At 49.7% G+C, this 17094-nt stretch carries 15 protein-coding genes; 4 read left to right on the forward strand and 11 right to left on the reverse strand.

The features are described 5' to 3' along the window. Positions 1-35: 35 nt before the first annotated feature. Positions 36-1373, reverse strand: a complete 1338-nt coding sequence (locus PsAD13_RS01545; RefSeq protein WP_063317100.1) for a D-alanyl-D-alanine carboxypeptidase family protein — start codon at positions 1371-1373, stop codon at positions 36-38. Positions 1374-1836: 463 nt separating this feature from the next. On the opposite strand from PsAD13_RS01545, the gene PsAD13_RS01550 reads away from it, so the two are divergent. The 3 genes from PsAD13_RS01550 (at position 1837) to acs (ending at position 5127) form a co-directional block, all read left to right on the forward strand. Beyond that, complete coding sequence (locus tag PsAD13_RS01550; RefSeq protein WP_063317357.1) at positions 1837-2439, forward strand: glutathione S-transferase family protein; 603 nt, start codon at positions 1837-1839, stop codon at positions 2437-2439. 163 nt (positions 2440-2602) lie between these two features. Beyond that, positions 2603-3001 (forward strand): DUF1761 domain-containing protein, encoded by a 399-nt coding sequence (locus PsAD13_RS01555; protein WP_084404612.1) that lies wholly within the window; start codon positions 2603-2605, stop codon positions 2999-3001. Positions 3002-3177: 176 nt separating this feature from the next. After that, a complete protein-coding gene (gene acs, locus PsAD13_RS01560) occupies positions 3178-5127 on the forward strand; it encodes an acetate--CoA ligase (RefSeq protein ID WP_063317101.1) in 1950 nt (649 codons plus the stop codon). A gap of 71 nt (positions 5128-5198) precedes the next feature. Here the strand turns inward: acs and PsAD13_RS01565 are convergent, their stop codons facing one another. The 10 genes from PsAD13_RS01565 to ffh form a co-directional block, all read right to left on the reverse strand. Next, on the reverse strand, positions 5199-6638 hold the full coding sequence (locus tag PsAD13_RS01565) for a pilus assembly protein TadG-related protein (protein WP_193777017.1): 1440 nt from the start codon (positions 6636-6638) through the stop codon (positions 5199-5201). Positions 6639-6765: 127 nt separating this feature from the next. Then, positions 6766-7323 carry an HNH endonuclease gene (locus tag PsAD13_RS01570; protein ID WP_063286206.1) on the reverse strand — a complete coding sequence of 186 codons (558 nt, stop codon included), beginning with the start codon at positions 7321-7323 and terminating at the stop codon, positions 6766-6768. Between the two features lie 274 nt (positions 7324-7597). Beyond that, entirely contained in the window at positions 7598-9004 is a 1407-nt protein-coding gene (gene leuC, locus PsAD13_RS01575) for a 3-isopropylmalate dehydratase large subunit (RefSeq protein ID WP_063317359.1), read from the reverse strand. 305 nt (positions 9005-9309) lie between these two features. After that, a complete protein-coding gene (locus PsAD13_RS01580; RefSeq protein ID WP_063317103.1) occupies positions 9310-10170 on the reverse strand; it encodes a metallophosphoesterase in 861 nt (286 codons plus the stop codon). 1061 nt (positions 10171-11231) lie between these two features. Continuing rightward, a complete protein-coding gene (rplS, locus tag PsAD13_RS01590) occupies positions 11232-11693 on the reverse strand; it encodes a 50S ribosomal protein L19 (protein WP_057463274.1) in 462 nt (153 codons plus the stop codon). A 203-nt stretch (positions 11694-11896) separates the two neighbouring features. Then, complete coding sequence (gene trmD / locus PsAD13_RS01595) at positions 11897-12601, reverse strand: tRNA (guanosine(37)-N1)-methyltransferase TrmD (protein WP_063317105.1); 705 nt, start codon at positions 12599-12601, stop codon at positions 11897-11899. A gap of 110 nt (positions 12602-12711) precedes the next feature. Then, entirely contained in the window at positions 12712-13275 is a 564-nt protein-coding gene (gene rimM / locus PsAD13_RS01600) for a ribosome maturation factor RimM (RefSeq protein WP_063317106.1), read from the reverse strand. 36 nt (positions 13276-13311) lie between these two features. Further along, positions 13312-13704, reverse strand: coding sequence for a 30S ribosomal protein S16 (rpsP, locus tag PsAD13_RS01605; protein ID WP_063286212.1), 393 nt, complete (start codon positions 13702-13704; stop codon positions 13312-13314). Between the two features lie 21 nt (positions 13705-13725). After that, entirely contained in the window at positions 13726-14043 is a 318-nt protein-coding gene (locus PsAD13_RS01610; RefSeq protein WP_063303867.1) for a chorismate mutase, read from the reverse strand. Then, the gene (gene ffh, locus PsAD13_RS01615; protein WP_063294623.1) at positions 14044-15600 is read right to left on the reverse strand and encodes a signal recognition particle protein; all 1557 of its coding nucleotides are present in this window, start codon (positions 15598-15600) and stop codon (positions 14044-14046) included. Positions 15601-15986: 386 nt separating this feature from the next. Here ffh and PsAD13_RS01620 point away from each other — a divergent pair, with 386 nt between their 5' ends. Beyond that, positions 15987-16985: an alpha/beta fold hydrolase gene (locus tag PsAD13_RS01620; RefSeq protein WP_063317107.1), complete on the forward strand. Its 999-nt coding sequence runs from the start codon at positions 15987-15989 to the stop codon at positions 16983-16985. Positions 16986-17094: the final 109 nt, after the last annotated feature.

Raw genomic sequence — 17094 nt, forward strand, 5'->3', positions numbered from 1 at the left:
TACTAGCCATAATTCTGCACTGCCTGTAGCTACGGTTACTGCGTTTTACCGAAGGCAGACGTATTAGCATAGAGCCCACCCGGGCTGCCAAACAAATCTCGTTTAGGAGTTGATTTCAGCGGCTGTAAAGAAGCCCCCTTGCCCACTGGTACGTTAAGCTGCTGAATGCCTCCAATAGGCGCGGGCTCCAAGCCCTTTTGCGACCCAGGCTTAGGAGTTGGCAAAGGCACTGCATTTCCAAGCTTTTTTAGCGCGACAACAGGGTGCTCATTGCCAATACGCACAGTCACTGGTGCATATGACTTCAACTGTGGGCCCAGAATTTCTTCATAGACCAAACCCCAGTTCACTTTCTTCTTGGAAAGACGAATAGATTTACCGCGTGGGCTCGGACTGGCCGCATCAGCATAAGCCATCATGCTGGCAGAGCCACGTTTTGTCCCAAAGCGATCAACGAGCTGTTGAGCCGTTGGCTTAGCATTGCGCTTACAGTAGTGGTCTTTTGGTGGGTTGATATTCCCACTTCCGCGGAACGCAGTAATCTTCGTTCCTGCTGTCTTCTTGAAACCGTTATCAATGAGTTTCTTTGCAAACGCTGAACGCTCCAGGCTGGAAGCAGCCCCCAGAACAACAGCGATAACTGTTCTTCCATTGCGTGTTGCAGAAGTCGCTACATTGAAACCGGAATTACAAATATATCCAGTTTTCAATCCATTAGCGCCAGCAGTACGCAGAAGAAAGTCTCTGTTTCCAGACCGAAATGTCCTTCGGCCAAATCGAATTCCCGGGTGACTCATATAAGAACGATACTGCGGAAACTGTTTCCACAGAGCACTTGCAAGCAGCGCCATATCACGTGCGGATGAAACCTGACGATTATCTGGTAGCCCGTGAGGATTGACAAAATTAGTATGCGTCATCCCCAGCCGACGCGCAGTCGCATTCATCTGACTGATAAAGCTTTCTTCAGTGCCACCTACCCGTTCAGCAACAGCTACTGCAATATCATTGGCTGACTTTACGAGGATCATTTTCAAGGCATTGTCGAGCGTGATTGTTGTCCCGACTTTGAAGCCCATCTTACTAGGTGGTTGATTGAGTGCGTTTTGAGAGACCATCACCATATCGCTCATGGCCATCTCACCCTGAGAGATACTCTTAAAGGCGATATAGGCGGTCATCATCTTTGTTAGGGAAGCTGGGTACCAACGGTCGAAAGCGCCGTTCTGCTCCAAAACGCGACCATTGTCGGCATCCATCAACAGCCATGCAGCAACATCTGCACGAGCATTTGTCAGCACGGAGGCCAAAGCTATTGCAAAAACAGCAAAAAATCGAAGCTTCTGGGCAATCCAATTAACCGAAAAATTCACGATCTTACCGCTCCACGCCTACCAGTTTATGCAGCAAACAACCATTGCATAGCTGTCTTCGATAGCTCAGTTGCCAGTTTAGTTTCATGAACAGCCCAAGCTACCCTTAGGAAATACAGTAGGGGGAAACAATAAAAACTATGTCACCAGACACCGGGAATAAATATTGATGTCTCTCCTGAAATATTGGGGTCACAATATCAGTAAAAGCCCGCCATTTCCAAACATTTCAGGACATTCTCTTCCAATGGTTATTTTGTGAAATCAAACTAACAAAGAGACACTGTCGCAATCACCCCTTCAGTTGTAAGGGGCTCTTCTTTTTACTCACCTCAGCGTCGATCAACTTTGCCTATTTAAAGCTGCGCACCTTGTAATCTGAAAGCTTATCCTCAAGTCGCAGTCATTCTTGCTTTTCTTTTTCACCATCAACGCAGATGATCAGATCCAAAAGGAGGATCTTATGTACAAAGTTATTGGCCACCCGCAATCAAGAACCATGCGGGTACTCTGGTTACTGGAAGAACTGAATTTGCCTTACAAGGTTGTGCCCAGCAAACCTCATCAGGAAGATGTTTATGCCGTAAATCCATCAGGCAAGATCCCTGCCCTGATCGTTGATGGAGAAACCATCTACGATTCAACGGCAATCTGTACTTATTTAGCAGACAAACATTTCAGCCTGTCATTCCCATCAGGAACTTTAGATCGTGCCCGGCAGGATAGTTTTACCAACTTTGCGCTCGATGAAATGGACTCCATTCTCTGGATGGCTGCAAAACACTCATTTATTCACCCGGAAGACCAACGCGTACCAGACATCAAACCTGCCTGCCGATTTGAGTGGAACAGATCGATGCAGCACCTTGAAAAACGCCTTGGCGAAAACACTTGGGCAATGGGCGACACCTTCACAATTGCTGATGTCATCATCGGGCATTGTGCAATCTGGGCCAAAGTCTCCAAGTTCGAATGGCCAGAAGGACCCGTTAGCGATTATTTTTCAAGAATTTTAAGTCGCCCAGCTCTTGCAAAGGCCAATGAAAAAGCTGCGGCAATGCAATAACCTACTTGAATTTTGAGGGTGGCCTTGTCCACCCTCTCTTATTGTTTCGACTACCAGCCACAAATCCGATGGCACTTGAAGCTACCAAATATTTTCAATACATTTTTCGAATAATAAATACTCAAGTCATGTGCGCACCATATCTTTTACAAGGTGTATTGATATGATTGAAGGAATTTACTTACCGGGTGTGCTTGCTGCGGGAATCGCTTCATATATTTTCGGGTCTATTTGGTACTATGTGCTTTCATATTCTTGGATGAAAGCTGTCGGCATCTCAGAAGAAGACGTTCAAATGTCTCCTTCCACTTACGTCATAACTTTTCTCTGCGAAATGATCATGGCCTTCGTCCTTGCCGGGATCCTCGTTTACTCAGGCTCAGTCACCATTGCCAGTGGCGTGACTGCAGCAATCGTAATCTGGGGTGGCTTTATACTCACAGGCCTGATCGTCAATCACAAATTCCAACGAGCCTCATGGATGCTTACATTCATCGACGCTGGTCATTGGCTCGGCGTTTTGATGGTTCAAGGCGCAGTCTATGCACTGATTTCTGGCTAAATCCGGATAGCTTGATATCTCGTATTGCTGAATTTTCGTAGGCCAAACGAACCTAGAGACAATGGGACCTACGAAAGTTCGAAGCATATTCGCTAGACGCCCCAACGGCAGCTGCCCATAATACGCCACAGGAGTTGGGTATGTGATTACCCGTGGAGAAAATGGGGAGATTGACCATGACTGGTGATGTATATCCAGTACCGGCTGAGATTGCCGAAAACGCCCTGCTCAACAACGAGCAGTACTTGGAAATGTACAAGAAGTCCGTTGAGGATCCAGACGGGTTCTGGGGAGAGCACGGAAAACGGATTGACTGGATTAAGCCTTATTCCAAGGTCAAAAACACGTCCTACGACTACCACAATGTTTCCATCAAATGGTTTGAAGACGGCACGCTGAACGTAGCAGCCAACTGCATTGACCGTCATCTGGCAGAGCGCGGCGATCAGCCAGCAATCATCTGGGAGGGTGATGAGCCGGATCAAAGCAAGACAATCACCTACAAGCAGCTGTCTGAAGAAGTGAACCGTTTCGCAAACGCCATGCTTGCCAATGGCGTGCAAAAAGGCGATCGCGTCACTGTCTACATGCCAATGATCCCTGAAGCAGCTTACGCAATGCTTGCGTGTGCCCGGATCGGCGCAGTGCACTCTGTTGTGTTTGGCGGTTTCTCACCTGACAGTTTGGCCGGACGTATTGAAGACTGTAAATCACGCTTTGTCATCACAGCTGACGAAGGCGTCCGCGGTGGCCGAACTGTACCTTTGAAAGAAAACACTGACCGCGCAATCGAAAAATGCGGCAATGTCGACAAGGTCTTCGTGGTGAAACGCACCGGTGGCAACGTCAACATGATGGACGGCCGCGACCTCTGGTATCATGAAGAAACCGAGAAAGTTTCTGCAGATTGCCCGCCAGCAGAAATGAATGCTGAAGACCCGCTCTTCATCCTCTACACGTCAGGCTCAACAGGTCAGCCAAAAGGCGTGATGCATACCTCTGGTGGTTACCTCGTTTATGCCTCCATGACGCATCAATACGTTTTCGACTACCACCCAGGCGAGGTCTATTGGTGTACTGCTGATGTTGGTTGGGTCACAGGCCACAGCTACATCCTCTACGGTCCGCTTGCAAACGGCGCGACAACACTCATGTTTGAGGGTGTACCTACCTATCCGACAGCAGGCCGTTTCTGGGAAGTTTGTGACAAACACAACGTCAACATCTTCTACACCGCCCCGACCGCAATCCGTGCATTGATGGGCGCTGGTGATGAATATGTAACCAATACATCCCGCAAATCATTGCGCGTTCTTGGGTCAGTCGGCGAGCCAATTAATCCAGAAGCATGGCTATGGTACAACAACGTGGTCGGCGAGCAGCGCTGCCCAATCGTTGATACATGGTGGCAAACCGAAACTGGCGGTATCTTGATCACGCCTCTACCAGGGGCAACCGATCTTAAACCAGGCTCAGCGACACGCCCGTTCTTCGGCATTCAGCCAGCAATTGTTGATGCTGAAGGCAACTTCCAGGAAGGTGCAACTGAGGGCAACCTCGTCATAACAGACAGCTGGCCAGGCCAGATGCGGACTGTTTACGGAGACCATGAGCGCTTCGTCCAAACATACTTCGCCACCTACAAAGGCTTCTACTTCACTGGCGATGGCTGCCGTCGTGACGAAGATGGCTACTACTGGATCACGGGCCGTGTTGACGATGTGATCAACGTATCTGGTCACCGCATGGGGACTGCTGAAGTTGAAAGCGCCCTCGTCGCCCACCCAGAGGTCTCAGAAGCTGCTGTAGTCGGCTATCCGCATGATGTGAAGGGACAAGGCATCTACGCCTATGTCACCCTCATGGAAGGCTTGGAACCATCTGAAGAACTGAAGAAGAAACTGGTAAAGCACGTTCGCGCCGAAATCGGCCCAATTGCATCCCCAGACCTCATCCAGTTCGCCCCAGGCCTACCCAAGACCCGCAGCGGCAAAATCATGCGCCGCATCCTCCGCAAAATCGCAGAGGACAGCTTCGACAACCTGGGCGACACCTCAACCCTAGCCGACCCAACCGTCGTAGGCGACCTAATCGACAACCGCCAAAACAAAGCTGAAACCGTGTAGGCGACGCCTATTGAATTCAGCCCAGAAAACAAAACCCCGCTGATTTGGCGGGGTTTTTTATTACGCTAAAACTACTGAGATAAATATATATTCTTGATATCATTAGCGATTTTTTCAAAGGCTTGAATCAGTTCACTTTCATTATCAGCTTTATAAAAGGTGCTGTTACTTGTTGCGCAAGACTGCATCACTCTTTTAGCAGCATAAGAACTCCCGAAATGAACAGAATACACCGTAATGTTCTTTTCCTTCATATTCTTACATATTTCTTTAGCACGAACAGATGAAGTACCGTACTCGCCATATGAAGACGCGTACCTCCATTCAATTAAGTTAGCGAACTCTTCATGTTCATCTGAGGTAAACTTGTTAGACCCATCAGGATTCGGTCCCTCAGTCCAAGTGTTATTTCGTTTTTTTTCTCTGATTTTCTCTTCGCGCGCCTGTTCTACGCGACTATAATTATAGTCATCTCGATAGTGTACGTTAAAGTCACCATCAGTCATAAACACCGCGTACTTTCGAATATTGTCTGTTTCATAAGGCAGTGGCTCACTATCAGAAGGCCAAAAATTCGACCATCTCGGAGATATTGTATACCACCCCCAAGCTATCCCGATTTGACCTGCTGTCCCGCCACCTGCAGATAATCTACTAATTGAGTTTTTAATCTTATTTCGATCTGCAGTCAGCGGAACTACTTTTGCATTCCGTGGGCAATAACTATAACCAGATCCGATATAATCTGTGTTGCCCTCATCATCTTCAAAGTCATATGGAACTTCACTTGTGGACTGATCCATAATCCGCTCATGTACGCAGCCATAGTAGCTGACATCAAAAGTCGCTTTTTCAGCAAGTGCCGTGTCTAGTTTCACCCCGTTGCTATATGGTATGAAAGATACACGAATACGGCTCTTCGCTATATCGGTGTCTTCAGGCAACAGTGCATCAAGCAAACTGGTTGAAGCCCTTTTTAGAGCACCAATGTGGGAGCTCATTGACCCAGTAACATCTACAATCACCGAGACTTCAACATTACTCCGTGGAAATCTTGCAGTTGAACTACTACCAACAGCAAGTTCACTAGCTTCATCGCCATTACCACCAGTGAGCAGGCCAATCATTGGAGAAAAGCTGTTATTGAGTTTTGCAGATGCACTCGCGGAGATCGTATCGCCACCAATCTCATACTTAACGACCGGCTTAGTTACTTCAACATCTTCACCGATTGAATCTTTAATATTAGCCTCGAAGTACTCTTCGGTCATCTCCTGCACTTCTGCTTTACTCATCTCCGTAATAGTGAGTTTGTTAGCAACAGCTAGCACTGCTGCATCCAATGCCTGATTTACTGCGCGGCGAGTGTTGAAGCCCATGCCGAAATCAATCGCCATTCCAGCGAACACAATCATCAAAACCATGAGCACTGCGACAAGAACCGCCACCATCCCGTCTTCGGAGCGGTTGAACCTTTTGAATAGTGTAGAGAATTGTCTGAAATAACCCATCGAGATGCCCACCATCGACGCCCATGTAATTATGCCTAGCATAATATAAGGGTAGTATCTCGGGTATTAATCACTCAACTTTACTGAAAGTTTTCAGGCTAATGGCTAACAAAACATTAACCGCGTTTCACGGCTCGAGCTCGCTGTCCCAATAGAGGAAATCTAACCAGCTCTCGTGCAGGTAGTTGGGTGGGAACAGGCGGCCGTTGTTATGTAGGTCATGCACACGTGGAATAAATGGCATTTGCATGGGCCGCATGTTCATTTCTTGCCAGGATTTGTTTGCCTTGCGTAAATTGCAGGGAGAGCAAGCTGTGATGACATTGTCCCAAGTGGTCAGGCCCCCTTTACTTCGAGGGATGAGGTGATCAAAAGTCAGATCCTTCAGGGATCCGCAATACTGGCATTGAAATCTATCCCGCAAAAACACATTAAACCGCGTAAAAGCTGGGTTTCGCTCTGTCTCTACAAAGGACTTCAGCGCAACAACGCTGGGAAGTTGAAACTCAAGACTTGGGCTTCTCACAACCTGATCGTATTCAGAGACGATACTAACTCGATCCAAAAACACAGCCTTCACCGCATCTTGCCACCCCCACAGAGACAAGGGGTAGTAAGACAGAGGCCGATAATCTGCATTCAACACAAGCGCCGGGAATGCGCCTTCTGAAACGACTGCGTTCACAACATGCTCCCGAGTCTCGCTCAGAACACAAGCGCCCGAGCGGAAATCATCTTGAGATGTTTTGATATTGTAGTCAGCAAATGACAGCTATGTGAAGTCTGACAATCTTCCTTACCCCAAGGAATTCGAAATACCGACAAAGCACATCAGCAGAAATCCGCTATAGATCAGACAATTAGCTTGTCACGACACACTTTGTCGCAATGTCGGTCCCAAAATAAAAAAAGCGGGAATAGTCACCTACTCCCGCTCATTTGCAAAATTTTATCTGCGATTACTTCCAGTGACGCACATCAACAAAGTGTCCGGCAATCGCAGCCGCTGCCGCCATTCCTGGAGAAACAAGGTGCGTACGGCCCTTGAAGCCCTGACGGCCCTCAAAGTTACGGTTGGAAGTTGAAGCACAACGCTCACCCGGCTTCAATTTGTCAGCATTCATCGCCAGACACATGGAGCACCCAGGCTCACGCCATTCGAAACCAGCGTCTTTGAAGATCTCATCCAGACCTTCTGCTTCCGCCTGTGCTTTCACCAGACCAGAACCCGGAACAATCATCGCGTTAACGGTGTCTGCAACCTTCTTGCCTTTAACAACGGCAGCAGCTTCGCGCAGATCTTCGATACGTCCGTTGGTGCAAGAACCAACAAACACACGGTCAACCTTGATGTCAGTGATCTTCTGACCCGCTTCAACGCCCATGTACTCAAGCGCACGTTCTTTAGAAGCACGGCGGTTGTCGTCTTCAATCTCAGCCGGATTAGGCACAACACCGGTAACGGAAACAACATCCTCAGGAGAAGAACCCCAGGTCACGATTGGAGGCAGGTTCGCTGCATCCAGAACGATTTCTGTATCAAACTCTGCATTGTCATCGGTAAACAGAGTTTCCCAATAAGCCTGTGCCTGTTCCCACGCAGCGCCCTTTGGTGATTTAGGACGGCCCTTCAGGTACTCAAAGGTTTTCTCATCCGGAGCAATCAGACCAGCACGTGCACCAGCTTCAATAGACATGTTACAGACGGTCATACGACCTTCCATAGACAGATTACGGATCGCTTCACCAGCGTATTCAATGACGTAACCGGTACCGCCAGCAGTACCCAGCTCTCCGATGATCGCCAGTACGATATCTTTCGCGGTCACACCTTCCGGCAGCTGACCATTCACAGTCACACGCAGGTTTTTCGCTTTCTTCTGAATCAGCGTCTGGGTCGCCAGAACGTGCTCAACTTCAGAAGTACCGATACCGTGTGCAAGAGAACCAAAAGCACCATGAGTGGATGTATGGCTGTCACCACAAACGATGGTCATGCCCGGCAGTGTAAAGCCCTGCTCTGGTCCCACGATGTGCACCACGCCCTGACGCTGATCGAGCTCTGAGTAGTACTCAACACCAAACTCAGCAGCATTTTTCGCAAGTGTATCAACCTGCAACGCGCTTTCAGGATCATCAATACCCTTAGAGCGATCAGTGGTCGGCACATTATGGTCAACAACAGCTAGTGTACGCTTTGGGTGACGAACCTGACGGCCAGCCATACGCAGGCCTTCAAATGCCTGCGGGCTCGTAACTTCGTGTACCAGGTGGCGGTCAATGTAAAGCAGGCAAGTGCCGTCTTCTTGCGTGCTGACCACGTGGTGGTCCCAGATCTTATCGTAAAGAGTTTTGGCCTGCGACATTGCGCTTGTCTCCTGGAAACGAATGATCCTTGTTTCAAATTCGGCTCTGATCGCACCTACCAAGCGCTCAAGATCCGAGAAAACAGGACCACTCACTTATTACCTGCAGCTCTCTGCGGCCGCATAAATCTTGAAAATACGGAAACAACTATAAACGAAGCTTCCGCTATACTGGCTCTATTAATCGGCCCAGATCACCAAAATATCAAGCTTCTTTGCCTTGAGATTCTCTCAAGACGGAAAGGTAATGAAAGCAAGTTAGACGCAATCAAACAATCCCTTTGATGCGATCAATACCCTGTAGCCTAAGCATATATTTCTATGAGCAAAAGTTCTGGCGGACAAAGAAAACGGATTGGAAGTCCCGAGCATCCAAGCCCGCTGCCAACGATGAGAGTGCTTCCATTTTCCTCAAAAGCGCCCTTCGCATACTTCCGGTCAAGCCGCGATGGTATTGTCAGTGCACCAATAAACGGCAAGCGAACTTGCCCTCCATGCGTATGCCCGCTCACTGTCAAATCTACGGATTTATTGGCCTCAAGAAAGATGTCCGGCTCATGGGCAAGCAAAATCCGCGGGGCGCTGTCATCTTCAACCTGACTTAAGGCCACCTCAAGATCATCCCTGCGTCCCGTCCCGTGCAACTGGCAGGCCTCACCATACTGATCATCCAGTCCCAAGAGCCAGACATGAGAGTTGCCTCGCGTAGATACCCGCTGAGCTCTATTCTCAAGAACAGTCACTCCAGAAGCTTCCAATGCCTCTCTGGCGTCCTCACCACCTTCAAGCCAATCATGGTTGCCCAGCACACCAAAAACGCCCAGAGGCGCCTTCAAATGCTGCATAGGTTGCGCCCAAGCGGCGGCAGAAGCTAACGGCTTTGCAAACGGCGGGTGCATGGCTGTGTGGTAGTCGCCTAAAAGCGCAATAAGATCAGGCTCCAGACTGTTCACGCGCTCTACGATGCGGGCTATCCGCTCAGGGCGCATCCACGGCCAGCACGCATGCAGATCAGTCATAACAACAATCTGCAAAGGTTTCTGACCAAGAGCTTCCGGAGAAACAACAACTTTATGCCGGGTAATTTTAGGAGGCAGCCAAGGCTCTACAAACACGGCATAGATACCGAGTAACACGATGAAAATGATGATGAATGCGATCACCATTTGCCTTCAAGCTCCCTACTCAATGCATCTTTCAGTACTAACCTAACCCACTTGGATTAATTGTATTCTGACAGCTCCCCGGAATATCCCCCTGAAAACTTGCGCAAAGGATGCGCACCAGAGCCTGTCACATTTATACTGCAAACACCAACATCACCACATGACCTCTCATGCAGTGTTGAACCAGAGTTCCCGGAAGTCGGGATGAGCAAGGCGGCAGGCAATACCTGCGCTGTTTGTTAAGTTAGTTTCTTCGGCATTGGCTACACGCCTTGCCCGGGCTTTTTATAATGAACAACGTCGCCTCTTTTGCCTATAAGGCACGATAGCCGGTTTCCCGGAAAGACAGTGGCTTATCCAGACACGTTTCCATGCCCAAACAGTTCCTCCGTCTTTGACAAACACATCTGCAAAAGTGGATTTCTCCAACCGATACATCTGCACCTGTCACCGCGTGATACCCTATAGTCCTGGGCCCTTCCCCTCAAACCATGCGGTCACGTTTGAAGTTCGGTTCACCGGACCACTGAAAGGTGCGTTACGTCTTCCAATAGCCCCGCCCAACCTACGACAAACTGACGGTCGCTCCGCCAGCAGCCCGCTACGTAGGCATAGGTTCAGAATATGGGAGGATTTCAGAAGGGGAATAAGTTTTTTGAGACAGCCTTTGCCCCACCCACCGGTGTCATCCCGGGCACAGCAAAGCGAAGACCCGGGACCCATGCCCCAAGTGTCAGAAGTTGACCGAACGCCTTCGTGAAAGAGCAATGGGTTATGGATCCCAGCTCAAAAGCTAGGACGGCACCAAGGGAAGCCGACTGGCTGAGGAGCAAGAAGCCCGCCCGCCACTATCTTCCCGACCCCCGAGCCGGGACCTATACGATAATTGCTGCATATCGCGAGCCTAGCGTTTGCCGTCAAGCACTCATGGGTCCCGAGAGAGCTGCTATGCCCAAATCCAACCAAACCGCAGAACCTGCAGAAAACCCGACCATGAACACAAAAAACCCCGCTGATTTCTCAGCGGGGTTTTAGAAACCATAGAGGCCGAAGAGTAAATCTTACTCTGCAGAACCTTTAGCTTCAGCAGCCTTTTCAGCAGCTTTTGCAGCTTTCGCAGCATTAGCAGCCGCACGAGCTTCTTCGTTAAGGCGCTTTGCGCGTACGTTGGTAGCTTCAACGATACGTGCGGACTTACCGCGACGCTCACGCAGGTAGTAAAGTTTCGCACGACGGACTTTACCGCGGCGAATGATTTCCAGACCTTCGAGCATTGGGCTGAATACTGGGAATACACGCTCTACACCTTCGCCGTAAGAAATCTTACGAACGGTGAAGCTTTCGTTGATGCCGCCGCCGGAGCGTGCGATGCATACGCCTTCGTAGGCCTGCACACGAGTACGAGTACCTTCGGTAACGCGTACGAGAACACGTACGGTATCACCTGGGGAGAACTCAGGAAGCGTACGCTTCTCTTCGATGCGAGCCATTTCTTCGGCGTCGAGCTGCTCAATGATATTCATGGCAGTTTCTTCCATTTTAAATATTGGTCAGAGCGTCCCTCAGTGGTCGAGCCACCGGGACGTGTTCACCAAACCTTGGCATTATGCCGGGAAGTGAAGTGGAACTAGGACCCTAGCGGCAAACGCCAGACAGAATCCACTCCAGTCGGCGCGGGTTTAGCCGATTTTTGTAGGTTTGTCATGAAAAAAGTGTAGAAAACCCGCTATCCACGGCTATTTTCTAGGTAATCCTTCCAAAGATCTGGTCGTCTTTCTTGAGTAATCTTTTCAGACATCTCAAGGCGCCACTGATCAATCAGTTTATGATTACCACTTTTAAGAATAGATGGAACTTCCTGCCCTTCAAACTCTACAGGTCGCGTATAATGCGGGTGCTCAAGTAAGCCATTCTCAAAGCTTTCAGATTCACCGCTCTCTTTATTTCCCATAACACCGGGAAGAAGCCGAACAATGCTATCCAAAACCACATGAGCAGCAACTTCTCCTCCTGAGAGAATGTAGTCGCCAATAGACACTTCCTCGAGCTGGCGCCCTTCTATGACGCGCTCATCAACACCTTCAAAACGACCACAAACGATAATCACACCCGGTCCATCAGCCAGTTCACGAGCCTTTGCCTGCGTAAATGGCTTACCGCGTGGACTCATGAGCAACCGTGGACGTGTATCTTCATCCTCAGTCACATCATCAATTGCTTTGCCAAGAATATCAGGACGCAGAACCATACCAGCGCCACCGCCAGCAGGTGTATCATCAACAGAGCGATGCTTATCAGTCGCGTAATCGCGAATGTTGTTCGCTGTAAGAGACCAATCCCCGCGCTCCATCGCCCGCCCAGACATGCTCATTGCCAAATTTCCCGGAAACATCTCAGGATACAGCGTCAAGATGGATGCACGAAAGGCCATAGGATACCCGTTGCTTAAGTAAGGTCAGTCTCTGGAATGTATTTTGATGCACAAACTGCAAAAATCACGCTGATGATCTCAGTAATGTCTGCATCTGGTCATGTGAAAAATCAGTCTGCATCCGGCTTGGAGCCGTCTTCAGGTTCTTTTTCACCTTCATCATAAAAGCCTTCTGGAGCATGAACCTCCACATATCCCTCTTTGAGATCAATGGTAGGAACAACAGCTTTTGTGAATGGGAACATAAGAGAATTGCCGCTCTTCGGGGCAACTTCAATCAAATCACCTGCGCCAAAGTTCAAAAGAGCCAACACAGTTCCAATTGCCTCACCGTTCTCATCAATGGCTTTCAGGCCAATGAGATCAGTGTGATAGAACTCGTCTTCGTCTTCTGTTTCAGGCAGTTTTTCGCGAGCAATATAAAGCTTCATCCCATTGAGGACTTCTGCTTCATTGCGGGTATTCACGCCTTCAAACTTGGTAACCACAACAGTTTTTTGAATGCGAGCCTTCTTAACTTTAAATTTGCGGCTACCGTCAGCACTTTCGAGCTTACCGTAATCGCCAAAAGAAAGCGGGTCATCACCAAATGGTTTGACCCGCACTTCTCCACGTATGCCGTGAGCAGCCCCGATCTGAGCCATTAGAATGCGGTCTTCAGGCTTGTTTGCCATTGCCGGCGTCTCCTTCTCAGATCGGGTATGCTTATATTATTCGGAAGCTGCTGGTGCTTCTGCAGCTGCTTCTTCAGCAGCAGCTTTTGCTTCAGCTTCTGCAGCCAGCTTCTCGTCAAGACGCTCTTGAGCTTTCTTGCCGAGTTTAGCTTTATTTGGGTTGTTGCGTGGCTCACGCTTCATCAGGCCAGCAGCGTCCAGGAAGCGGAGAACGCGGTCAGTAGGCTGTGCGCCATGACCAAGCCAATGCTTGACGCGCTCTTCGTTCAGCTCAACGCGGTTGTCAGCATCTTTAGGAAGCATTGGGTTGTAACGACCAACGATTTCGATGAAACGACCGTCGCGTGGGGAGCGAACGTCTGCAATTACGATACGGTAGAAAGGACGCTTTTTAGTGCCACCGCGTGCGAGGCGAATTTTAGTAGCCATTGTTTATTTACTCCTAGGTATTCAGTCTGTGCTGTGTTCAGCAGCAATAGCTTCATGATGCCGAATGACTTCCTTCACGATGAAGTTCAGGAACTTTTCAGCAAAGTCAGGATCAAGATTGGCCTCGGCCGCGAGGCGGCGCAGACGCTCAATCTGAAGTTTTTCACGGGCCGGGTCAGCCGGTGGAAGACCATGGGTAGCTTTCAGCTCCCCAACAGCCTGTGTGCAACGAAATCGTTCAGCCAACATATGCACCAGAGCAGCGTCAATGTTGTCGATGCTGGAGCGAAGTCCACCAAGGATCGCCTTGGCTTCTTCAGTTTTGTCGATCTCGCTCAATTACTTTTTCCCCTTGCCGAGCCCTGGCAAACCAGATGCTCCACCAAGACCGGGCAATTTAGGGCCGCCAGCTCCTGGCAATCCCCCGGGAAGCCCACCACCCGGTAATCCTTTAGGCATTTCCATGCCGCCCGGCAGCTGACCGGATTTGGCCATCTGCTCAAGCGCTTTAGGGTCGATGTTCGGCATTCCGCCGCCCATGCCTGGCATACCGCCACCCATAGCGCCCATCATCTTGCCGAGCATGCCCTTGCCTTTGCCCTTACCCATGGCCTTCATCATATCGGCCATCTGGCGGTGCATTTTCAAAAGCTTATTAACTTCAGCGACCTGCACACCAGAACCTGCAGCAATACGCTTCTTACGGCTTGCTTTAAGCAGTTCAGGCTTGGCACGCTCTTTCTTGGTCATAGAGGAGATGATCGCCATCTGGCGTTTGAACATGTTCTCATCAAGGTTGGCGGAAGCAAGCTGCTTCTTCATTTTGCCAACACCTGGAAGCATGCCCATCATGCCGGACATTCCGCCCATCTTTTCCATCTGCTTCAGCTGTTCAGAAAGATCGTTCAGGTCAAAGTGACCCTTCTGCATCTTCCGAGCCATCTCTGCGGCTTTTTCCGCATCAATCGCTTCAGCAGCCTTTTCAACGAGCGAAACAATGTCGCCCATTCCAAGGATGCGATCAGCAATACGCTTTGGATGGAAATCTTCGAGCTCATCAGATTTTTCACCGGTACCAATCAGCTTGATCGGCTTGCCGGTAACAGCACGCATGGAAAGCGCCGCACCACCGCGACCGTCACCATCCATACGGGTGAGCATGATACCTGTGATCGCGCAACGCTCATCAAAGCTCTTCGCCAGATTAACGGCGTCCTGACCGGTCAGTGCATCGGCAACAAGCAGAACTTCATGCGGGTTGGACGCAGCTTTAATCTGCTCCATCTCAATCATGAGAGGCTCGTCAATGTGACCACGACCCGCTGTATCGAGCATGACCACGTCATAACCGCCAAGCTTCGCTGCATTCAGCGCACGCTTTGCAATATCAACCGGCTGCTGCCCTTCAATGATAGGAAGCGTGTCAATCTCATTCTGTTCACCCAGAACTTTCAGCTGCTCCTGCGCTGCCGGACGGCGCGTATCAAGAGAAGCCATCAAAACTTTGCGCTTATCGCGCTGTGTCAGGCGACGTGCAATCTTGCCGGTTGCAGTGGTTTTACCCGCCCCCTGCAGACCAACCATCATGATGCAAACCGGAGCCGGAGCATTCAGGTCGATCGGATGAGATTCCTCACCGAGCATCTCAATAAGCTGGTCATGCACGATCTTAACGACCATCTGACCCGGCTTAATGGACTTAACAACCTCTGCGCCAACAGCGCGGTGTTTCACCTTGTCGACAAAAGAACGCACGATCGGCAGCGCCACATCAGCCTCAATGAGCGCGCGGCGAACTTCGCGCAGCGCTTCATTAACATCGGATTCAGAAAGCGCACCGCGTTTTGTGAGCTTATCTAGAATGCCGCCTAGGCGATCTGACAGATTATCGAACATGTCGTTCCTTTAAAATCTCGTTTCTGCACAAACACCTGAAGAAAACCAACTGGTGCCGTACACTCGTTCCTAGTGAATTTGGTGTCACCAAGCCAAAATTGCCACGGCAAATCGATTGCACATAGCAAAAAATCACCCGAGGGCGCAACGCGCTGTCGGGTGTTGACTTCTGGGATCTCTTTACACCTTTTCGGGTCCCAGTCAGTGGCTCCGGTCTTCACATAGAAGGAGTTAGGTCGGGTATCTACGAGAATACAGGTGCCGAGTCAAGCAAAACCGCCATTTGTTGGAGATTGTATAAGCTTGGATAAAAAGGAAAACTCACAGATGCACCAGGTTTCCTGCCAAGCTGGCTCACTATCAGCAAAAAAAGAGGCGATTTAACGATGCTCTTCCGAAAGAACTATCTGTTTTTGCTGTCTCTTATTGTGCTGATCATCGGCTTCCTGCTCTACTGGACCAACACCTATGTGTCTCCCTCTATCACATTCAACCCAAGTGACATTGGCGAAGACCCTGAAGAATACATCGCACGGGTAGAAAGCCGCTTTACAGACATTAAGCCCGGTCTCGAAAAGCAAATCATCTGGCAAAACCCCGACACCAAAGCCAAAACCGAATTTTCCGTCGTCTACATGCACGGCTTTTCTGCCAGTAAAGATGAAATCAGACCCGTTCCCGATCTCGTCGCCAGCTCCATTCAGGCCAACCTCTATTACACACGGCTTCCCGGTCACGCCCGTACACCTGCTGCTATGGGAGAACCGAATGTCGATGACTACTTCAATGCTTTGGCAGAAGCGCTCACAATCGGGAAAGCCATCGGCAACAAAGTCATCATTATCAGCACCTCATTCGGAGGTTCTCTAACAGCATGGATGGATCTGACTGATCATTCTCTAAAGGAGGACATAGAAGCAATCGTCCTCATCTCTCCCGTTTTTGAACTGGCAGCAGCAGGAACCTCCCTGCTCACATATCCGCTTGCAGAGTACTATACCCCAATCATCGTAGGCCGTTATCGGGTCGCTGATCCGAATGCCAACTTTGAGGAGATCTACGCATGGACCAACGCCTATCCGGCAACCGCCCTGCTTCCTCTTGCTGAAACCGTCAAACTCGTTGGCAGTCTGGATGCAGCAAACGCAACCATCCCAACCATGTTCATCTACGATATCCGCGACGAAACCTCAGATGAGCACACCACAGCGAAGTTCTTCGAAAACTGGGGCGCACCAAAGCACCGCCTCCTCATAACCGAGTCCGCAGGCAACCATCACGTCATCGCAGGCGACATCATCAATCCGGAAAATAACCTCCTCGTCTCCAACGGTATCATAGAGTGGCTTGGGTCCAGAGGCGTACCCACTGTCTACTCTCAATAAAACTTCCTGATGCTCTGATTTGATATTTCAACCCAAGCTGGAATAAGCTGGTGCCGCTAAGGAACAAAGGCACCCCATATGCTCTTTCGATATTTTATTTTTGTAGTAC

The organism is Pseudovibrio sp. Ad13, assembly GCF_001623225.1.
Taxonomy (GTDB): Bacteria; Pseudomonadota; Alphaproteobacteria; order Rhizobiales; family Stappiaceae; genus Pseudovibrio.